The following is a 21,214-nucleotide window of genomic DNA, read 5'->3' as shown; positions in this document are numbered from 1 at the left end:
GTCGTCAAAATGCGTCAGGCCGCGGTCGATGCCGCTCTGATTGCTGGTTCGAGGTCGTTCCAGAGAGCTTCGGTGCCCTCCAGACCCACATGCAGGCGCACGGAGCGCGGGCTGATGCCGAATGTGTGCGCGGAATTCGGTTGCGCCTTCTGCTCAAGCACCACTTCACCGGGGACGATCAGGCTCTCGTGCCCACCCCAGGACACGCCCAATTTGAAAAGCTGAAGCCGGTCGGCGAAGGCCCGCACATCGACCCCTTCCCGGAAGATGAACGAGAAGAGACCGGACGTACCGTTCAATCCAGGCGGAAGACGGTTCGCCAGCCCCGGATGGCAAACGGTCTCCACGACGTCGAGCGCCTGCAGACGCGATGCGATCGCAAGCGCCGATTCCTGATGTGCTTTCATCCGGATGGGGAGTGTGCGCAGCCCGCGGATCAACAGCCAGGCATCGAACGGAGACATTTTGCCACCAAGATAGGGATAGGCTTCCGCACGGATACGATCGACCATGGCTTTGGCACCAGCAACGACGCCGGAGACAACGTCGCTGTGGCCGCCGAGATATTTCGAGGCGGAATGCACGACGAGATCGACTCCAAGTGCCAAGGGCGTCTGGAAAATCGGGCTGGCCCAAGAATTGTCGATGACCGAAACCGCGCCGTGTCGCTTGGCAATCGCTGCCAATGAACCGACATCATGCGCTTCCATCACCCAGCTGGTCGGGCTTTCCATGTAAAAGAGCTTGGCGCCCGGCATCGCCTTCTCGACTGCGGCCTCATCGCGACCGTCGACATAGGTCACGTCGATCTTCATCCGCTTCATCAATGTGCCGAACAGGCGGAAGGCATCCGGATAGACATGACGCACGGCGACGATACGATCGCCGGGTGAAACGAAAGACAGAACGGTGGAGGAAATCGCCGACATGCCACTGGCAAAACCAAGCGCGTCTTCTGCACCTTCAAGCTTTGCCAGCATCTCTTCGAACATGCGAACCGTCGGGTTCAGTCCACGGGTGTAAACAGGACGGCTCTTTTCGCCACGATAGGTCGCGACCATTTCGTCATAGCTTGAGAACGTGAAAAGCGATGTCTGCACCAAGGGTGGGACCACAGCTTCGAAAGCGTGGGTTTCGTCATGAGCCACGATGAGCGATGCGGCATCAAAAAAATCAGAGCCTTGGCTCATTTGGACATGTCCTTAATATCTTCCTCGACGATCGCGAGGATCTTCAATGTTTCCTGCTGCGCCGCCGACGTGTCGCCGGCCACGATCGCGTTGAACAGGGTGCGGTGAAATGGAAAGGAACGAGAGGCGAAATCGGGCCTGTCGAAAGGCTTGGACCAGAAGCGCTCGAAGCCTTCGCGCATCTGCTCGAGCAATTGCTTGAACAGCGAGTTGTGGGTGGCGTCGTAAATGGAGAGGTGGAAGGCAAGATCGGCCTTCCCCGATGTGCCCTCGGCGAGATGAACACGCTCCATCTCCTCCAGCCGAAGACGCATGGTTTCGATATCGGCGTCGGTGCGACGGCGAGCAGCCGCCATCGACGCCTCAACCTCGATCCCGCGCCGTACTTCCAGCGTCATCAAAAGCGCGTCTCGCAAGCTCTGCGCCTCAATGGAGATGGGCATATGGACGGTAGCGGTGGAGATGGGCTTCAAAAGATAATTACCGCTGCCCTTGCGGGAATCGATAATGCCAAGCGCCTGAAACTTTCGGATCACCTCACGAATGGTGGAACGCCCGACGCCAAGCGCGGACATCAACTCACGCTCGGCAGGCAGGCGACTTCCCGGTTTCAGATCAGCCCGCTCGACAAACTCGACAAGCGCAGCCTCGACCTGCCGTACCCGGTCTATGACCGGCAGCGGGCTCATCACATGCTTTTCGAGTGTTTGATCCATCTGACCCCGCAACGTCAGCACTCATAAATTGGTCTGACATCTTACCGATTAACATAATCTTCATTTTTTGAACCCGTCAAGCTGCGGTGCCCGAGTTTTTGATCATGCTTGGAAAATTGCCGAGCGCCCGGCTTTAAAATGGGAATGGCGACGCCGACCGGCTCATCCGCAAAGCGTCGCACACGCCGTCGTGGATTAGGATTGCTCGTGAAACGTGAAGCAGAGCCGTTCCGTGGATTCGCAGAGATAGAGCTTAACACAGTCAGCGAGGACGCTCACTTAACAGATTGATCTTTCAGCTCGATCCAGACCGGTGCGTGGTCACTGCTGTGATCCCACCCTCGCACATGCTTGTCGACGTCTGCGGCGACGAGGCGACCAGCGGCTTCGGGACTGAGAAGGAAGTGGTCGATCCTGAGCCCGGCATTTCGGCCAAGAGCGTTCCTGAAATAGTCCCAGAATGTAAAGATCTGCTCGTCGGGATGAAGATGTCTCAAAGCATCCGTCCAACCCTGCTCGACAATCGCTTTGAAAGCGTTTCGCACTTCGATACGAAAGAGCGCGTCATTTTTCCATCGCTCCGGTTTGTAGACGTCGAGTTCCGTCGGCATCACATTGTAATCTCCGACGAGAATCGAAGACACGTTGAGTTCAAGGAGTTCGGCAGCGTAGGTCCGCAACCGTTTGAACCATCTGAGTTTGTAATTGAATTTTGGTCCGGGAAAGGGATTGCCGTTCGGGGCATAAAGACAGCCGATCAGGTTGCCATCGACAATCGCTTCGATGTAGCGGCTCTGATCGTCCTTGTTAACGCCCGGCAGCGCCCGTCTGGTAAGATGCGGTTCCTGATCTTTTGCCAGGATCGCCACGCCGTTCCAGGCTTTCTGCCCCAGCCAGACAGCACCATAGCCAGCCGCCTCTATTGCCTTGACGGGAAACTTGGTCTGGGGAGCCTTAAGCTCCTGAAGACAAACAATGTCAGGCGACCTTTCTTCAAGCCACCGGATGAGGTTCTCAAGCCGCCCGTTTACGCCATTGACATTGTAGGTCGCAATTTTCAAGCTTTGACCCCGTCGGTTACGCGCGGAGCTGGCACAGCCCATCCGGACGAAATTGTTGCCAGACCGATCTCCTTGTCGCCGCAGGGTTGAAGTAACCGACACTGAAAGACCGGGTATAGAAGCCCGGTCTTGTCATTCCAGATTCCACAATCTGCAGCGCAACTGAGCGCACAATATAGAGGCTCTTTACAAGAGGACCGGCGCCTCAACCGCGATCGGTGTCGCCGTTCTGGAACGTGCGGCGATCTTCCCCTTTGGGTGGATCGAATTCCTCCACCGGAGATGGTACAGGTTCAACCGGATCATGCTCGACACCGTCCGCGGCGGGCCAGTCATTGGAGGGCTCGTGCACCTGCTCTTCATCGACTGTTCCGGTCGAAGTCGGCGGCGATACGCCTCCGCCATGATCCGCCGACCATGTTTGCGGGACCGCTTTGTTGTCCTCAGTGGAGGTGTCGTTCATCACTCTTCTCCCAAGTTGCCAAAGCTAACACAATGGGACCGTTGTTGTTCCGCAGCATACGAAATGCTCCGTATAAAAACGTTCAATGCCAACGCCTCGAATAGCGCGGCTTTGAACGCGCGCTTAGGAGACGTCGCTCCAGTTAGATTGCCTATAGCCAGAGAACTGGAGGATAGACGTCAATTCTCAGCCACAAGGTGGCCCTTCGAGACTTCACGAAACCGAGCAGGCATAACCTTGTACTCGACTGGGCGTATGGGGCTTTTCAGCTCCTCGACAACAGCCGCGCTTTTGACGCGTCTGCGTTCCGGGTCAGGAACCGGCACAGCCGCCATAAGCCTCTTGGTATATGGGTGCTGCGGATTACCGAACACGGCGGCACGGGGGCCGATCTCGACAATCTCCCCCAGATACATGACGGCGACGCGGTGGCTGACACGTTCCACCACGGCCATGTCGTGGGAGATGAACAGGAACGACAGTCCAAGGCTTTGCTGAAGGTCGAGCATCAGATTGATCACTTGCGCCTTGATCGACACATCCAGTGCCGACACACTTTCGTCGGCGACGATCACCTTTGGCTTCAGAGCCAATGCGCGTGCGATACAGACACGCTGTCTCTGCCCGCCGGAAAACTCGTGCGGGTATCGCCCCGCCATATCAGGCGTCAGACCAACCTTCGTCAGCATGTCGGCCACCACGTCTTTTGCCTCTTTCGCGCTACCCATCTTATGCTCGAGAAAGGGCTCGGCAATGGCCGCGCCGACGGTCATGCGCGGGTTAAGCGAGGCAAACGGATCCTGGAAAATCATCTGCACGGATTTGCGCATCTCGCGCATATCCTGCTTGCTCATCGCCAGTACATCGCGGCCTTCCACGATAACAGAGCCGCTATTCGGTTCGATCAGGCGCATGATAGCCCGGCCTGTCGTTGACTTGCCGCAGCCGGATTCGCCGACAAGGGAAAGTGTCTCACCTGCCTGAAGATCGAAGGAGACATTCTCTACCGCGTGGACGCGGCCGGTGAGCGTACCAAAGAGGCCGGAGTGAATGTCGAAGCGCTTGGTAAGATTGCGTACCTCCAGCACTGGCCGTCCTTCAACGACCGTGTCCTTCACTTCCACAGGCACATCGGAATCACCTGTCTTCACGTCCACCACGGGGAAGCGCAGAGGTCTTTGATGGGCCTGCATGGAGCCAAGCACAGGCACAGCGGACAAGAGCGCACGGGTATAGGGATGTTGGCCACGATGGAAAATATCGGCGGTCGGGCCCGTTTCGACCTGCTCGCCCCGATACATCACGACGGTCCGGTCGGCGATTTCGGCGACGACCCCCATATCGTGGGTGATGAACAGAACGGATGTCCCTTCTTCATCCTGCAACATCTTGATCAGGTCGAGGATTTGTCCCTGAATGGTCACGTCGAGGGCCGTGGTCGGCTCGTCGGCAATCAGCAGTGCCGGCTTGGTTGCAAGCGCCATGGCAATCATGACGCGTTGGCGCATGCCGCCGGAAAATCGGTGCGGATACTCATCGAAGCGAGAGGCGGCAGAGGGAATGCGCACCTTCTCCAGGATGCGGATGGTTTCGGCACGGGCATCCGCCTTGCTCATCGGCAAGTGAGAGAGCAAGGCTTCCGAGATCTGATCACCGATGGTGAGCAAGGGGTTCAGGCTCGTCATCGGCTCTTGGAAGATCATCGCGACATCATTGCCACGAACCTTGCGCGTCTCATGCTCGGGCAACCCAAGAAGATCACGCCCACCCAGCATGACCTTGCCTTCAATCTTGCTCATGTCCGGTTGGAGCAGGCGCATGATGGAGAGCGATGTGACCGACTTGCCGGAACCACTTTCGCCGACAATCGCGACTGTCTCGCCAGGCATCACGGTGAAAGAGATATCGCGCACCACCGGCTTCCAGACACCATCGACAAGGAAGGATGTTCTCAGATTTTCAACGGCGAGAACCGGGCCGGTGGCCGGTGCAGTCACGGTCTTGTTCAGGGCGTTGGACATCATCATTGTCGTTCCTTGTCAAATCGTTGGAGTGGCAGGCTATGCGGTCCTTTCGGCGCACACGCTTACTCAGTCGGGCCAGGGCAAGGCACCATCGAAACGATGGCGGCTCAAATCCTCGAACGGCGTGGCGATGACCTCGTTTGAGGCACGTGCCTTATCGAGCTCCTCAGCCAGCCGTGCCGCAACGATGCGTTCCTGGCCGGGGTGGAGATTGCAGGGATCGAGATAGAAGTAATGGTGCTCCACCTCGTGGTCGCGCACAATGATCGGCGTCGGGCCACTGCGAAGCCGTGCTGCGAGATCCCAGGCGGTTATGTGGGCTTCCTGTGAAGAGACGATCACCCGCATGCGATCAAGGGGATTGTTGGTCGGATCGGGCTCGATCAAGGCGGTGATGCCGGGGCGATCGGCAAGCGTCTCCTTCCACAGGTGGAGATAGCTGGTTTCGCGCTCGCGAACAGCTGCGTGATCCCGCTTCTCCCAAGCCTCGAGCGCAGCCATGACGCCGAAAATGCTTTCCTTGCCAACCTTCATGCCGCGGCCGATGCCCATATTCTGCAGGAAGGCATTGCGCACGAGCTCCTTCTTGCCGGCTACGATGCCGGAGGTTGGGCCACCCAAGAACTTGTGGCCGGAGTAGAGTGCGATATCTGCCCCCTGCTCCAGGAATATTCGCAGGTCGTATTCGGATGCGGCATCGACAATCACCGGCACGCCCTTGGCATGCGCGATCTCGACAAACTCCTTGAGATTGAGGAGACCATAATCCACGACATGGTGGGAGACGACGTAGACGGCTGCTGCCGTGCGGTCCGTAATCGCATTTTCCATGTGATAGCGATGGGTGGACGTTGCCTGCCCAATCATCACCACCTTGCCGCCAGCAAGCCGGATCGACTGATCGACGGGCGCGCCGTAGCTCACCACATGGCCCATCTGTACGAGAACCTCGTTCTTCGGGGTCGAGGTCTCCGGCAGTTTTTCGATCGCCAGAAGGTCAGGGCCGGTGATAGTGCCCGCAACTGCAAGGCTAATGCCGGCGGAGCAGGACGCCGTGACAAACCCGGCTTCACCACCCGTCAGCCGAGCAATGACTGCACTTGCCTTGCGCTGCAGATCATTGATTTCCACGAATTGCGGCAGGATCGCCGTCATGGCCTCGATTGCTTCGGGAACCACGATCGACGCGCCGAGGCTCGTCATCGTGCCGGAAACGTTGATGACGGGGCGAAGACCGATCTTCGTGCGGATATCGTCTGACATTATATTTCTCCAGTCTGCCAGCCTGTCTGGCCGTGATTTCTGTTGCCTCGCGAGAGGCTATGCCATAATAACGCAATAGGTTCTTTGATCTGCGGGAGCGTAAATTGGATATGACGTCTTCATCTGCTGAAGCCTCCGAGCTTTCCTCGTCCGAGGAAGGCGGCAAGGCGCGACGCTCGCGCGTCAGCGGCATCGACCGCGCCATTCAGGTGATCGACTATCTGTACGAAACCGGCGCTCCGGCGGGTGCCTACGCCATCGCCAAGGCGGTCAAGGCTCCGCTTTCGACGATCTATGCGATCATCGACGACCTTGTGGAAAAGAACATGCTGGCGCGCAATGATGATGGCAGCATATGGCTTGGCGCCCGCCTCTATCATTACGGTCTCGCCTATGCGCGCTCGCTCGATTTCATGAGCGTAGCCATGCATGAAATGCACGATCTTTGCCGCGAGGCCGGTGAAACGGTGCAGGTTTGCGGGCGGGACGACGAACATATGCTGGTGCTCGCCATGGCCGATGGCCCCAGCCATTTCCAGGTTGCTTCGCGCGTGGGTACGCGCGTGCCGCTGAACTGGACGGCTTCGGGCCGCCTTCTGGTGGGTCATATGCCGGAAGAGCAACGCATCGACCTGTTCAAACGGGGAGCCCGCATCTCGCCGACGGGCCGCGCCACCATCGACGCCAAAAGCCTTTCGGATGCTGCGCGCAAGGCCTTTGAAGAGCGTCTGTCGATCCAGGCGGGTGAGTCCGATTACTCCGTCGCCTGCATCGCCTCGCCGATCGTCGACAATCGCGGAGACTGTGTTGCGACGATTTCGATTGTCCTTCCCGAGCAGAAAGTCATGGCCGACAAGACCGGCTACGCAGACCGCGTCAAAACGTCGGCCGCAAGGATCGAACAGTTGATGGGATGGCGCAATCACTAGTCGTCTCCTCGCCGCTTAATCCTGCAACGCAATGATCGCTTCGATCTCGACAGTGATGTTTCCCGGGAGCGAGCCAAAGCCGACAGCCGAGCGGGCATGACGACCGGCCTCGCCGAAGACGGCATTGAACAGATCCGAGCAGCCGTTGATGACTTGCGGATGATCCTTGAAGTCCGGCGAGGCATTGACCATGCCCAGAAGCTTCACGACCCGCTTGACGCGAGAAAGATCGCCCAACGCCTCGTTCATCACCGCCAACAGATTGATGCCGGTCAGCCGCGCATCCTCATAGGCCTGCTCGACCGAGACATCCACACCGACCTTGCCAGTATGCATGAATCCATTCGCTTCGCGAGGGCCCTGCCCGGAGAGATAAAGCATGTTGCCTTCCACGACATGAGTGACGAAGTTGGCGATGGGCGGTGGCGCTGGTGGGAGCTCTATGCCGAGTGCGGCAAGCCGATCGCGCGGCGTCTCTGCTTTCGCTTCGATCTTGATCGGGGACTGTGTCACGCAAACTCCTGTCGTATTTGATGTATTGCGATGGCGCTCGGCCATCCTATCGGTATGAGTAGCCATGGCTGTGGCGCACGAGCTTGCGGGCGCGTGGAATATAACGGCTCGCCGCGATCGCTTCGCCACCGATGACAGCAAAGCGCGGCTCGAAGAGCTGCTTCAGCACCGAGACATCACCATTGGAGTCAGTTGCCTCCAGATCGGAATCGATGAGATCGAAAATGGTGAAATCGGCGCGTGCTCCAACGGACAGCCGGTTTTGCATATCGAGCTTGATGACTTCAGCTGGCGCATGGGTCACGGCATTCACCACCTTGTCGAAAGGCATGCCGACCGAAAGCAACTTGGACATGGTTGTCGCCAGATCCCAGACCGGGAAGTTCATCGAATGCCCGTGCAGGTCGGTCGAAATCGAATGGGGCAAAAGTCCGCGCGCAATCGCGGCTTCCGCGACCTTGAAGGAGAAGGATGCTCCGCCATGGCCGATATCGAGCCGGACCCCTTCGGACGCGCAGCGCTCCGCGAGGTTGAACAAGTCCTCATCCTCCATAATCGACGAACCGGACTTGCCGTTGAAGCAATGGGTCACGACGTCGCCAGGACCAAGAATCTCAAGCACTTCATCGTAGAGTGCCGGTGGTTCGCCGACGTGAACCATCATCGGAACTTTGAGGATCTTGGCGATCTTCTTGCCGAGCTTGACCGGGGTGACGCCCCAGGAGCCGGTGATGACGTGGCTGGCACGAACCTTAATGCCGACGATATGCTCGCTGTTTTCCGCGTAGCATTCGAGAATGCGGTCGAGATCGATGTCTCTGATGTCGCGCAGTTCTGCCACGCGGTTACAGGCCACAAGCCCGATGGAACCGAGGTTGAGGAACGCCTTGATCCGCTCTTTGGACGGCTCGATGATATATTCGCGGAAGCCATGAAAGTTCGCTTCGCCCGCAGATCCTGCATCGACGAGCGTCGTCACGCCGCGCTCGGCACCGCATTCGGACGGACGGATCGAGATATCAGTCCCGCCGTGCCAGATGTGAACGTGAAGGTCGACCCAGCCCGGCGACATCCAGGCACCTTTACCATCGATCACCGTTGCCTCATCGGACGCAAGCGCTTCTCCGATAGCGGCTATATTGCCGTCACCATTGACCAAAATGTCGGTGGCAGCGTCTTTTCCGCCTTCGCCGAAAGCCATGGGCTTGACGTTTTTGATGAGCAGCGGCTTTGCCTGTTGGCCGGTCATATTACAAATCCCTTCGCAGTCTTGGATCGAGCATGTCCCGCAACCCATCGCCGACCATTTGCAGCGACAGAACGGAAAGAATGATGGCAAAGCCGGGGAAGTAGGTCATCCAGTCGGCTTGTCCGATATATTGGCGGCCTGCGGCGATCATCGTGCCCCAGGTCGGAATTTCCGGGCTGACACCAAGCCCGAGGAAAGAGAGACCCGCTTCCGCCAGCATGGCGCTGGCAAACAGGAACGAGGCCTGTACCAGGATGGGTGACAACAGGTTGCGCAGCACATGCCGTGTCATGATGTGGAAGGTGGATATCCCAAGCGCCTGCGCTGCCTCAACGTAGGGAAGCTCCCTGATGACGAGTGTCGAGGCGCGCACGATGCGAGCGAGGCGCGGCGAATAGACGATCGACAAGGCGACGATCACCGTAGTGAGCGATGGCCCAAGCGCTGCAACGAGTGCAATGGCCAGAAGAATATCCGGAAATGCCATCATCGCATCGATCAGCCGCGCAATCGGTGTGTCCAGCCGTTTGAAAAAACCGGCAAGCAGACCGAGCGTCACGCCGATGATCGCAGATAGAGCAACGACGGAGGCGCCAACAAGCAGCGACAAACGGCCTGCGTAAATGGTGCGCGAGAAGACGTCGCGGCCAAATTCATCCGTGCCTAACCAGAATGTTTCGCTCGGCGGCTTCAGGCGATTGACGATAGACAGCTTGGATGGCGAGTAAGGCGCGATCCAGGGCGCGAGTGCCGCCAGAATGACGAAGATGACAAGCACGATCAGGCCGAAGGCAACCGTCTTGCGTTTCAGAAACCGCTTCAGAAACTTCGTGCCTTCGCTGGCTGAAGGCTGTGTTGGCGTGGTTGTGGCAATATCCGTCATCGGTTCCCGCCCCCTTTAGTAGCGCACGCGCGGATCGATCAGCAGGTAGAGCATGTCGATCGCGAAATTGATGAGGACGTAGAGCGCCGCAATGACCAGAAGCGCGCCCTGAATGACGGGATAGTCGCGCCGCAGAACTGCGGAGACCACCAGGCTGCCGACACCGGGAAGTCCGAAGACCGTCTCCGTGACCACGGCGCCCGAAATCAGCACCGCAGCCGTCAACCCGATGACGGTGAGGATGGGAATAAGCGCGTTCTTCAGCGCGTGTTTCATCACCACCCGCCGTTCAACGACACCCTTTGCCCGAGCGGTGCGGATATAATCGTCGCCCAGCACGTCCAGCATCGACGCGCGGGTGAAGCGGAGGATCAGAGCAGATGAAACCAAACCCAGTGCGAAAGCTGGAAGCGTCAGGTGATACATGCGGTCAAGGAAGCTTGAGCCTGGGCCGCCATAACCGGAAACAGGAAAAAGGTTCAGCCTAACGGCAAAGAACTGCATGAGGATGAGGCCAAGCCAGAAGCTCGGAATGCTGGCGGCGAGCATCGCAACGGTCGTTGCAGCCTGATCCACGAAGGAGCCGCGGCGATACGCGGCATAAATACCAATCGGCAAGGCGATGATACTGGCAATCAGCAACGAAAACAGCGTGAGAAAGAAGGTTGGTTCAGCGCGGTCAAGGAGCGCCGTCGTGACCGGCATGTTCAGGAAGATAGACTGCCCAAGATCACCCTTCAGCATCTGGCCTATATAGTAGAAATATTGCACGGCGAGCGACTGATCGAGCCCAAGACGTGTCCGCAGATCGGCAATGTCTTGCGCCGACGCGTCCGGCCCAAGCATGACGGCTGCGGGATCGCCCGGTGTGACGCGCACAATGATGAAGACGATCGTGACGACGAGAAACATCACAACGATCATGCCAGCGAGGCGCTGAAGGATATATCGGATCATAGGCTTCGTTTTCCCTTGTCGCAGGGTAAAAGAGTCTGTTTGGAAACGCGGTGGTGAAGAGCGCTCCGGTATCGCGCAGGCTCTCTCCGGGTTTTGCTGAACGCGAGATGAGCACTGGCGCGACGCCGGTTCCTTGAATGATTACTTCTTGATGGAAGCATTCCAGAAGTAAGGCCAAGGTGCGGCTTGGATGCCCTCGATCTTCCTCGACTTCGCCGCAACCGCATTGAAGTCACCGATCTTCATGTAGGGTACTTCCTCATACATGGCCCTCTGAACGTCAGCCCAAAGCGCGATGCGCTTTTCAGGATCGGATTCCGCCGAGAAAGCCTCGACCGTCTTCTTGCGCAGCGGCGTATCCCACCAGCCTGGTGATGTCGGCGCGAGCGAGCCGATCAGAGCTGGCTCGGGCAGGAATGGACTGTGGGTAATGTAGATGTCCCACAGCCCTTTGTCTGCGCGGCGTTGGGTAAGCGTTGCCCAGTCGACCACCTGCATATCCACCTTGAAGCCTGCAAGCTTCAAATATTCGGCGGCGACCTGTGCCATCTTGTAGTGGAACTCATACTGCCGGCTGGTGAGAATACGGATTGGTTTTTCGCCATCATAGCCTGCGGCCTTGGCAGCTTTTGCAGCACCTTCCGGATCGGCAATATTGTAGTTACCCTCGACACCCGCGTCCGTGTTCCAAATGAAGTTCTTCGGGTAGATATCGCCGTCAAGCGCATAAAAATCCGTGCTGCCAAAGGCTGCTGCCAACATGTCTTCCATGCTGAGCGCCTGTCGGATCGCCTTGCGCATGGCGACATCCTTCGCAAGCCCTTCAGCCGTATTGAAGACGAAGACAGGATAACCGAATGGCTTCAGCACGACCGGTTCGGTTGCGGAGGAGGACTTGATCTTGTCAAAGGATTCGACCGGTATCGAGTCGATATAATCATATTGACCAGAAACCGCTGCCTCGACGCGGGTGTTTGCATCCGGTACCGGGACGAAGCGGATCTCATCAAGATACTGATGTCGCGCGCCACCGTAACCATTGCTATCGCCTTCGCGGGACTTGTAGCCATCGAAGCGAACGAGCTGGATATACTGGTCGGCCTTGCGCTCCTTCAGCATGTAAGGACCGGTCCCGATGAACTCCTTCATCGGCTCGTCCTGCTTTTCCTTAGGAAGAATGATGGCTGCGGAATTATTGAAGGCGAGAAGCGAAACAAGCGGCGCATAAGGCTGCTTCAGCGTGATCGTGACGGTCAAGGGATCGGTCGCTTCGATCTTGTCGATGAAGGACGCAGCCTGCTTGCCGCGTGAAGCGACCTTGATCCAGCGATTGAGTGAGGCGACAACGTCATCCGACGCCATGTCCGAACCATCGTGGAACTTGATGCCCGAGCGCAGCTTGATCCTGTAGGTTTTACCGTCAGCGCTTATCTCAGGAAGACTTTCCGCCAAAAGCGGCGTCGTCTTCCATTCTTTGTCGAAAGTGTAGAGCGTCTCGAAGATATGCTGGGTGACGATGCCCACGAGATCGGCGGTAGACGCCATCGGATCCAGCGTCGGCGGCTCGCCGATCGTTGCGACATTGATCACGCCGCCACGATCCTGCGCGAAGAGGACCGACGGGCTGACGATCATTGCGGTGGCGAGAAGGAATGCGAGCTTCAGTCTCATGTCATACTCCCAGCTTCATTGTTCCATTATTATGTTATATAGGTTTTTATAAGAGAATAACGGAAAGGAAAGGTCTGTCAATCCGCTTGTTGCCGATCGACGAAAACCGGACTGATAAAGAGCGGGTACGCAGCGCGACATACAATGGTGAAGAGCGAGCACACATGTTGACCATCACGCGTGCCAGCCCCATCTAAGCCCTCATGCCGAGGAAGAAATCCATCACTGTACCGCTTTTGAAAGAGTCCTGGACGCTGCCGCCCGCGGTGACGCTGGGATCGTCGGTGCGTGCCAAGGGTATCTTGATGGAGTTGCGCGCCAAGTTGCCCTTTGCCACTCGGAAAGCTCTGGACATCGCGGGCATGGTTCTCACACTCGCGATTCCAGAAGACGACGAGGACGACTTCAAGGCGGCGCTCGCCAAGGTCTTCAAATTGCTCGAAACCATGGAAAGCCTGCCGGTGCTGCCGCGCGAGATCGAAGATATCCTGACTATCTCGACCACAGAGCGCCGACGCTGGCTTGAGGATGGACGCCTGCCGAGCGGCGGCATCAGGACGGTGAGGCTGCGTGGCCGGGCGAAACGGATCACCTTCCACGTCTTCGAGCCAAAGATGGTCGAGGACCTTCTCAACAGCGGCATCATCGACGAATGGCGAGAACATGATCTCGCCGCGAAGGTGGAGAACAAACGGCGCGCGGCGCATCAAGCCAAGCTGACACGCTCGCTCAAAAAGGCGAAGTCAGGCCGCCCGGCGGAGCGCAGTTCGGCCGAACTCTCCGGTTGGGAGGAGTTCGACCGCGATGGCCTTCTTCGATAGCGCAGAGCTACGCTGTGGCGCGGGCGCTGAGCGGGCCTTGGTGGACGACAATCCGAGCGTGGTATGGCACACGCTGGTAAAGATCGATCACATCCTGATTGACCAGGCGAACGCAGCCGGATGAGGTGGCCTTGCCGATCGACTGCCACTCCGGCGAGCCATGAAGACGGTAGAGCGTGTCCTTGCCGTCCTTGAATATATACAGCGCGCGGGCGCCAAGCGGGTTCTTGATACCCGGATCCATGCCGCCATTTTCGACGGAGAAGCGTGCGAGCTTCGGCTGGCGGGCCACCATTTCGGCAGGGACCTTCCAGCGCGGCCAAGCCTGGCGCCAATGAACGATCCCCTCACCTTCCCAGGCAAAGCCGTCGCGGCCTAGACCCACACCGTAACGCATGGCCGTACCGCCCGGCTCGACCACGTAGAGGAAGCGGTTTGGAGTGTCGACGACCACGGTGCCCGGCTTTTCGCCGGTCGGATCCAGCACGCGCTGACGGTAATATTTCGGGTCGATCTGCTGGTAAGGGATCGCCGGAAGCATATGTCCGCCATCCTCCAACGCCGCGTAACGCTGCTGCAACTCCGCCTCATCCGGCGGAACGATAGGCCGCCGAGCGGCTTGCGGCACCACGGCCGGCGTGGAGTTGGTCTGGCAGCCCGCAAGGGCCGCCGTTGCGGAAAGCGTTCCAAAAATGAAGCTGCGACGGGATACGCGCTGAAGAAGTGTCATGTGGGAAATCCATAGAAATTGCGCCTTCTTCTTGCCCATGCAAGACCGCGTGGCAAGCGGTGGAGGATCACATCCATGGCATCAGGCTAAGATAGGACGAGCGCTGCGCCAAAAGTGCCACGGTCATCGTGAATGCGCGTTGATCACCTCAAGAAACGCCTCGCCGAAACGCTCGAGTTTGGAGGGTCCCACGCCGGAAATATCCAGCATCTCCTCTTCGTCTGACGGCCGTTCCGTCGCAAGCGCAACCAGTGTCGTGTCCGGGAAAACCACATAGGGTGGCACGCCGAGTTCCTTGGAGATCTCCATGCGAACGGTACGCAATGCCTGGAAGAGTTCGAGGTCGGCACCCTCCAATCCAGACTTCGCATTCGCTGAACTTGCCGAGGACGACCGGGACGCCTTGCCGGTCGTCGGCCGGTCCTTGCGAAAGCGAACGTCTCGCTCCTTCTTGAAGACGGCGCGCGATTCCGGTTCGAGCTTCAAAGCGCCATAGGCTGTATGATCGACGCTGATGAACCCCGCAGCCAGAAGCTGGCGATACACGGATTGCCAGGTTTTTGCCGGCAAATCCTTGCCCGCGCCGAAAACCGGCATATCGACGTGACCGAAACGGATCGTCTTGTCATTTTCATTGCCGAGCAAGACATCGACGAGGTGGCCGGTACCGAAGCGTTCGCCAGTACGGTAGATCGCCGCCATCGCTTTGATTGCGGCTTCGGTGCCGTCCCAGGTTTCGACCGGCTTCAGGCAAGTGTCGCAGTTGCCGCAATTTCCACCGTGGAATTCGCCGAAGTGCTTAAGGATCGCCTGTCTACGGCAGCCCGCCGTCTCGCAAATGCCGAGCAGCGCATTGAGCTTGGCGCGCTCCACCCGCTTGATCTCTGGGCTTGAATTGCCCTCATCGATCATCCGCCCGCGCTGGATGACATCGGCCATGCCATAGGCCATCCAGACGTCGGAAGGCAATCCGTCTCGCCCCGCACGCCCCGTCTCCTGGTAATAGGCCTCGACCGATCCCGGCAAATCCAGATGGGCAACGTAGCGCACATTCGGCTTGTCGATGCCCATGCCGAAGGCGACGGTTGCCACGAGGCAAAGTTCTTCCTCCTTCAGAAACGCGTCCTGATGGCGGTCGCGCATCTCCCGCTCCATTCCGGCATGGTAGGCGAGTGCTTTGATCCCCTGCGTGTTCAGCCACTCCGCCGTCTCGTCCACCTTGGCGCGGGAAAGGCAATAGACGATGCCGCTCGATCCTTTGTGGCGCGACAGGAAGCGCAGCAATTGCTGCTTCGGTTGATCCCGCTCGACAATTTCATAGGCGATATTGGGCCGGTCGAAGGAGGTGGTGAAGACACCTGCGGATTGGAGTTGCAGCCGTTCAATGATGTCATCACGCGTATGAGGATCGGCAGTCGCCGTCAGCGCCATGCGCGGGACGCCAGGATACTCTTCTGCGAGACGGCCAAGTTCGCGGTACTCAGGCCGGAAATCATGACCCCATTGCGATACGCAATGTGCTTCATCTATCGCGAACAGCGCAATTTTCGCTCGCCCTATGAAGTCCTTGAAGCCCGGCGTAACAATCCGTTCAGGCGTGACATAGAGTAGATCGAGCTCACCGTTCTGGACCGCGTGGCGCACATGCACGAATTCCTCGCGCGACAGCGAGGAGTTGAGCGCCGCCGCCCGGACACCGAGTTGCTTCAGCGTCTCGACCTGATCGCGCATCAGCGCAATCAAAGGCGACACAACGATGCCAAGCCCGTCTCTGCAAAGCGCCGGAACTTGGAAACACAGCGATTTTCCCGCGCCCGTTGGAAATAGCACAACGGCATCGCCACCAGCCATCACATGGTCGACAACCTCTTGCTGGCGGCCTCTAAACGAGGCGTAGCCATAGACGCGTTTCAGCAGTGAAAGCGGCGCTTCGCTTCCGCTCTCGGCAAAAAGACTTTTGGTAGGGCTGTGGGACTGCGGCATGGAATCGCTCGTTGGCTGAAGGCACTCTATGCCACAGAGCACCGCCAAGCGCGAGCTTTGTCAAAAATCAGATTGTGAGCGCGCGCAATCGAGGAACTGCCGAGCGACGGTCAATGCACCCCGCCGTATCCAGACTTCGCCCATGACGCGGCTGTTGGTGAGGAACCTTAGTTCACAGGAAGGCGTTTCTCATTTTTGCGAGGAGCGCAACGTTGACAGTCCAGCCCATCCGCTATTCCGCCGATCTAGAGACCGTTCGAGAGAAGGAGCCGGAAACCATTTCAGGCCTGATCGAACAGTTCGATACAATTCTCGAAACCACGGCGAAGGACTACGGGCACGCGGTCCGCTCCGTCCATGCCAAGGCGCACGGGATCATCGAAGCGGAGATGGTGGTCAAACCTAACCTTCCACCAGAGCTGGCACAGGGCGTGTTCGCTACACCGGGTACCCACAAGGCCTATATTCGCCTTTCCACCAATGCCGGTGACATTCTCCCCGATGCCGTGTCGCTTCCTCGCGGAATGGCGTTGAAGGTGCTGGATGTCGCAGGGCAACGGTTGCCGGATGCGGAAGGCTCGACGCAGGACTTCGTCATGGTCAACGGCCCGGTCTTTCAGGCGCCGAACGCGGAGAAATTTCTCTCCAGCCTCAAGCTGCTCGCCAAGACGACCGACAAGATGGAAGGCACCAAGGTGGTGATGTCGAGCGTGCTTCAGACCGTCAACAAGGGTCTTGAAGCGGTCGGTGTCTCCAGTCCGGCCATCCAGTCTCTCGGCGGCGCACCCGATGTCAATCCGCTTGGCGAAACCTATTTCAGCGTCACGCCTTTCCGCTACGGCGACTATGTCGCCAAGTTTCGGCTGAAACCTGTTTCGCCCGATCTGACGAAGCGGACCGGAACTGAGATCGACGTCAGCGTTCGGGAAGACGCCATTCGCGAAACGGTCCAGGCAGAAATGCAAGAGACCCATGGCGTCTGGGAGTTTCAGGTTCAGCTCTGTCGCGATCTTGAAAAACAACCGATCGAAGACCCCACGGTCGAGTGGCAGGAAGACGAAGCGCCTTTCGCCACCGTCGCCACCATCACCGCGCGTCCGCAGGACAGCTGGAGCGATGAAAAGGTGCAGAAGGTGGATGAGGAGATGCGGTTCAGTGTCTGGACGGGTCTCGCCGATCACCAGCCACTCGGCAATATCAACCGTGCGCGGAAGGAAACATACCGCCACTCAGCCGAGTTCCGCGCGAGGTTCAACGGCTGTCCGTTCCATGAGCCCGCCCAATAAGCGCGCCCGATGATTGCTGAAGGCGCTCCGTTTCCGCGGGGCGCTCGTTCCTTTTTGAATGGAAGACATCATGACCGACACCATCCCGAACCCTGAATCTGAAGGTCCCTCCGGCGGTTGGGGATCGGTGAAATCAATCGCGCGAATTCTGGGTGACGACAAACCCTCGCCGATGGTACTCGAGGAACTGGCGCGGCAAAATAAGCCCGGTGGCGTGATGTGTATCTCCTGCGCATGGCCGAAGCCGGCCAACTACCATCCTTTCGAGTTCTGCGAGAACGGTGCCAAGGCAACGATCTCGGACCTGACCAGCGCGCGATGCACGCCGGATTTCTGGATCGATCACACGGTCCAATCGCTTCGCAACTGGAAAGACTACGATCTTGAGCAGACAGGACGGCTGACGCATCCTCTTCGGTATGACGGCACCAGCGATCGCTATGTCGAAGTGTCATGGGAAGAAGCCTTCGAAGACATCGGCCAAACGCTGAAAGCTCTTCCACGCGAGAGTGTCGTGTTTTATTCCTCCGGACATGCGGGTCTGGAGGCTTCCTATCTCTATGCCCTGCTTGCCAGAACCTATGGCAACAACAACCTGCCCCAAAGTTCGAACATGTGCCACGAGACGACGTCGGTCGGCCTGCAAAAGGTCATCGGCTCCCCTGTCGGCACGGTGGTTTGGGAAGACCTTGAAAAGGCCGATGCTTTCTTCTTCTTCGGCCAGAACCCCGGATCGAACAGTCCCCGCTTCCTCCATCCTCTGCAGGAAGCGAAAAAGCGCGGTGCGAAGATCGTCACGTTCAATCCGGTGGTCGAACAGGGGCTCGTTTCCTTCGTCAACCCGCAAAGCCCGGTCGACATGCTGACGGGCCGCGAAACGCAGATCTCGGACGAATATCTTCAGGTGAAGGCCGGGGGAGACATCGCCGCCATCCTCGGCCTCTGCAAGGTAGTGATCGAGGCGGATGACGCGGCGGTCAGTTCTGGAGCAGCGAGAATCCTCGATGTAGAATTTATCGAAGAGCACACCGTCGGCCTGGACAGTTTCATCAACCTCGTTCGCAATACCGACTGGCCAGTCATTGAGCGCGAGAGCGGGCTCAACGAGGCGGCGATCCGCCGCGCGGGCGAACTCTACATCCAGGCAGAGCGGGTCATCGGTGTTTATGGCATGGGCCTGACCCAGCATTCGCAAGGCGCGCTCAACGTCGCAATGGTGGTGAACCTGCTTCTGCTGCGTGGCAATGTCGGTCGCGAAGGTGCTGGATGCTGTCCCGTGCGCGGTCATTCCAATGTTCAGGGCCAGCGCACCGTAGGCATCGCCGAGAAGACCAAGCTGATCCCGATGGACAAGCTGAAAACGCTGTTCGACTTCGATCCGCCGACAGAAGATGGCGTGACGATTGTCGACGCCGTCAAGGGCATGATGTCGGGTGAGATCAAAGCGACGATCTCGCTTGGCGGCAACCTTGTGCGCGCTGTCCCGGACCAGAAGGCGATGGAAGACGCATGGGCAAGCCTAGATCTGACGGTCATCGTTTCCACTAAGTTGAACCGAAGCCATCTCTTTCCGGGAAAGAAAGCGTATATCTTGCCCTGCCTCTCGCGACTGGAAAGAGACGAGCAGGCATCCGGTCCGCAATCGGTGACGACCGAAGACAGCTTCTCGCATATCTCCGGCTCCGTCGGCAAACGCACGCCAGCATCGAAGCATCTAAAAAGCGAATTGGCGATCGTCACGAGCATCGCCAAGGCGGCTGTCGCGCCCAACCCAAAACTAAAATGGGACGAATGGACCGCCGACTACAGCCTCGTCCGAGACCTCATCGAGGCCACGTATCCAGATCAGTTCAGGGCTTACAACGATCGTATGTTCGAACCGAGCGGCTTTTATCGCGGCAATTCGGCCCATAACCGCGTCTGGAAGACGGAGGAAAAGAAAGCGGTCTTTACCACCCCAAAGCAGCTCAATGCGCTTTCGTTCGATGATGCGGACGGCCGCTTTCGCCTGATCACAATGCGGTCGAACGACCAGTTCAACACCACGATATACGGCTATTCGGATCGCTTCCGCGGCATCGAAGGAACGCGCGACGTGCTGTTGATGTGTCGTGACGACATCCTGTCGCAAGGTCTATCCGAAGGACAGGAGGTTAAGCTCGTTAGCGACTTCAATGACGGCGTGCGTCGTGAACTGCCCGGATTGAAGATCAGGGAGCACAATCTGCCGCGAGGAACAATTGGCGCCTATTACCCCGAAGCCAACGTGCTTATCGCCATAGACCATCACGACGAACTGTCGAAAACGCCAGCTTCCAAGGCCGTACCCGTTCGCATTGAGGCGTGAGAGTTCTCGAGCGCGATGTGGACTATGCATGGAGGCAAATTCGAGGATATCATGCCATTGGTTTCGGGCTTTACGGTGTCTCGTCGGCAGCCCGCGAGCCTTGTCCATAGGAGAGGCAAGGCTCGGACATGAACAGACGTTCGGCAAGAAAATCAACGAGAACCCGAACCTTCGGCGACAGATGCCGACTGGACGGCCAGATCAGGTTGAACTGACCGGGCGCGTCGAGATGGTCTAGAAGCAGCGGGACGAGATCGCCAGAACGGACTGGCGCTTCCGCCAGAAAATCCGGCATGCAGCCGATCCCTAGATTGCGCAGCACTGCGCCCCGCAACGCTTCCATGTTGTTGCAGGTCAGCACGTAGCGTAACCTCGGTTCCGGCTCCCCTTCTGGCCGACGTAGCGGCCACGTCTGGATCTTGCCACTGTTGGGATAGCGAAAGCCAATGCTGGCATGATCTGCGAGGTCACGCGGACAGCCAGGCGTACCGTGGCGGGCGAGATAGGCAGGCGTCGCCGCCAGCAGCAGGCGGAAGGGCCGGAGCGAGCGCACCATCAACCGGCTATCCGGCAACTCACCGCTACGGATCGCGACATCCACACCCTCTTCGATCAAATCGACGATGCGATCGTTGAAATCCAGATCCAGTGTGATGTCGGGATAGCGAGTCATAAAGTCGGGGATCACCGGCAACAGCAGATGATAGGCGACGATCGGGCAGGACATGCGGATGACGCCGCGCGGCGCTTCGCGGGTGCGCATCAAGCTCTCATGCGCATCGTCTAGATCGTCGAGAATATGCCGACACCGTTCGTGAAAGGCCCGCCCCTCCTCCGTCAGCCGGAGGCTGCGGGTGGTTCTCTGGAAAAGTCGCACTTGGAGTTGAGCCTCAAGCTTGCTCACGGCCTTCCCGACGGCAGAGGGCGACAGGCCCAATATCCGACCGGCTGCGGCAAAACTGCCGAGATCGGCCGTTCGAACAAAAGCGGAGAGGCCGGCAAGACGGTCCATCGGATACTCCCATTCAAGAATTTTATTCCGGATTAATCGGATGCAATCGAAGCTTATCGGACATTCGAGCGCAAGTATATTGAATGTCCACGGCTTTGGCCGTTGTTAATTACGCC

Annotated in this window: 18 protein-coding genes; 4 read left to right on the top strand and 14 right to left on the bottom strand. The window is 58.3% G+C overall.

What is annotated here, in order from left to right; all coding sequences use genetic code 11:
* Positions 1 to 14 precede the first annotated feature (14 nt).
* The 6 genes from QE408_RS07650 to QE408_RS07625 all read right to left on the bottom strand — a co-directional run bounded on the left by QE408_RS07650 (position 15) and on the right by QE408_RS07625 (position 6,717).
* Positions 15 to 1,190, bottom strand: a complete 1,176-nt coding sequence (locus QE408_RS07650) for a PLP-dependent transferase (RefSeq protein ID WP_306929829.1) — start codon at positions 1,188 to 1,190, stop codon at positions 15 to 17.
* On the bottom strand, positions 1,187 to 1,879 hold the full coding sequence (locus QE408_RS07645) for a FadR/GntR family transcriptional regulator (protein WP_306930254.1): 693 nt from the start codon (positions 1,877 to 1,879) through the stop codon (positions 1,187 to 1,189). The genes QE408_RS07650 and QE408_RS07645 overlap by 4 nt, the downstream gene beginning before the upstream one ends.
* Positions 1,880 to 2,181: 302 nt before the next feature.
* A complete protein-coding gene (xth, locus tag QE408_RS07640) occupies positions 2,182 to 2,967 on the bottom strand; it encodes an exodeoxyribonuclease III (protein ID WP_306929827.1) in 786 nt (261 codons plus the stop codon).
* 205 nt (positions 2,968 to 3,172) lie between these two features.
* On the bottom strand, positions 3,173 to 3,430 hold the full coding sequence (locus QE408_RS07635; RefSeq protein WP_306929826.1) for a hypothetical protein: 258 nt from the start codon (positions 3,428 to 3,430) through the stop codon (positions 3,173 to 3,175).
* Positions 3,431 to 3,609: 179 nt separating this feature from the next.
* Positions 3,610 to 5,457 (bottom strand): ABC transporter ATP-binding protein, encoded by a 1,848-nt coding sequence (locus QE408_RS07630; protein WP_373465498.1) that lies wholly within the window; start codon positions 5,455 to 5,457, stop codon positions 3,610 to 3,612.
* 63 nt (positions 5,458 to 5,520) lie between these two features.
* Positions 5,521 to 6,717, bottom strand: coding sequence for an aminotransferase class V-fold PLP-dependent enzyme (locus tag QE408_RS07625; RefSeq protein ID WP_306929823.1), 1,197 nt, complete (start codon positions 6,715 to 6,717; stop codon positions 5,521 to 5,523).
* Positions 6,718 to 6,806: 89 nt separating this feature from the next.
* On the opposite strand from QE408_RS07625, the gene QE408_RS07620 reads away from it, so the two are divergent.
* Positions 6,807 to 7,646 (top strand): IclR family transcriptional regulator, encoded by an 840-nt coding sequence (locus QE408_RS07620; protein WP_373465521.1) that lies wholly within the window; start codon positions 6,807 to 6,809, stop codon positions 7,644 to 7,646.
* 15 nt (positions 7,647 to 7,661) lie between these two features.
* Here QE408_RS07620 and QE408_RS07615 read toward each other — a convergent pair whose 3' ends face one another.
* From QE408_RS07615 to QE408_RS07595, 5 genes are all read right to left on the bottom strand, one after another.
* On the bottom strand, positions 7,662 to 8,204 hold the full coding sequence (locus tag QE408_RS07615) for a RidA family protein (RefSeq protein WP_373465520.1): 543 nt from the start codon (positions 8,202 to 8,204) through the stop codon (positions 7,662 to 7,664).
* Position 8,205: 1 nt separating this feature from the next.
* Complete coding sequence (locus QE408_RS07610) at positions 8,206 to 9,408, bottom strand: amidohydrolase/deacetylase family metallohydrolase (protein ID WP_306929817.1); 1,203 nt, start codon at positions 9,406 to 9,408, stop codon at positions 8,206 to 8,208.
* Position 9,409: 1 nt separating this feature from the next.
* Positions 9,410 to 10,291 (bottom strand): ABC transporter permease, encoded by an 882-nt coding sequence (locus tag QE408_RS07605; RefSeq protein ID WP_306929816.1) that lies wholly within the window; start codon positions 10,289 to 10,291, stop codon positions 9,410 to 9,412.
* A 15-nt stretch (positions 10,292 to 10,306) separates the two neighbouring features.
* Complete coding sequence (locus QE408_RS07600) at positions 10,307 to 11,248, bottom strand: ABC transporter permease (protein ID WP_306929814.1); 942 nt, start codon at positions 11,246 to 11,248, stop codon at positions 10,307 to 10,309.
* 141 nt (positions 11,249 to 11,389) lie between these two features.
* Positions 11,390 to 12,919, bottom strand: coding sequence for an ABC transporter substrate-binding protein (locus QE408_RS07595; RefSeq protein WP_306929812.1), 1,530 nt, complete (start codon positions 12,917 to 12,919; stop codon positions 11,390 to 11,392).
* A 203-nt stretch (positions 12,920 to 13,122) separates the two neighbouring features.
* Here QE408_RS07595 and QE408_RS07590 point away from each other — a divergent pair, with 203 nt between their 5' ends.
* On the top strand, positions 13,123 to 13,740 hold the full coding sequence (locus QE408_RS07590) for a hypothetical protein (protein ID WP_306929810.1): 618 nt from the start codon (positions 13,123 to 13,125) through the stop codon (positions 13,738 to 13,740).
* 7 nt (positions 13,741 to 13,747) lie between these two features.
* Here QE408_RS07590 and QE408_RS07585 read toward each other — a convergent pair whose 3' ends face one another.
* Entirely contained in the window at positions 13,748 to 14,470 is a 723-nt protein-coding gene (locus tag QE408_RS07585) for a L,D-transpeptidase (RefSeq protein ID WP_306929809.1), read from the bottom strand.
* A 123-nt stretch (positions 14,471 to 14,593) separates the two neighbouring features.
* A complete protein-coding gene (recQ, locus tag QE408_RS07580) occupies positions 14,594 to 16,453 on the bottom strand; it encodes a DNA helicase RecQ (RefSeq protein ID WP_306929807.1) in 1,860 nt (619 codons plus the stop codon).
* Positions 16,454 to 16,665: 212 nt separating this feature from the next.
* Here recQ and QE408_RS07575 point away from each other — a divergent pair, with 212 nt between their 5' ends.
* Together QE408_RS07575 and QE408_RS07570 are read left to right on the top strand one after the other, a co-directional pair.
* On the top strand, positions 16,666 to 17,739 hold the full coding sequence (locus QE408_RS07575) for a catalase family protein (RefSeq protein ID WP_306929806.1): 1,074 nt from the start codon (positions 16,666 to 16,668) through the stop codon (positions 17,737 to 17,739).
* A gap of 70 nt (positions 17,740 to 17,809) precedes the next feature.
* The gene (locus tag QE408_RS07570) at positions 17,810 to 20,086 is read left to right on the top strand and encodes an FdhF/YdeP family oxidoreductase (RefSeq protein ID WP_306929804.1); all 2,277 of its coding nucleotides are present in this window, start codon (positions 17,810 to 17,812) and stop codon (positions 20,084 to 20,086) included.
* Between the two features lie 70 nt (positions 20,087 to 20,156).
* On the opposite strand, the gene QE408_RS07565 is transcribed toward QE408_RS07570, so the two are convergent.
* Positions 20,157 to 21,098, bottom strand: a complete 942-nt coding sequence (locus tag QE408_RS07565) for a LysR family transcriptional regulator (RefSeq protein WP_306929802.1) — start codon at positions 21,096 to 21,098, stop codon at positions 20,157 to 20,159.
* Positions 21,099 to 21,214 lie beyond the last annotated feature (116 nt).

Origin of the sequence: Agrobacterium larrymoorei, from assembly GCF_030819275.1 — a bacterium.
In the GTDB taxonomy this organism is placed as follows: Bacteria; Pseudomonadota; Alphaproteobacteria; order Rhizobiales; family Rhizobiaceae; genus Agrobacterium; species Agrobacterium larrymoorei_B.
The sequence above is the reverse complement of the archived record's forward strand: the minus strand, read 5'-3'. Positions and strand labels throughout refer to the sequence as shown.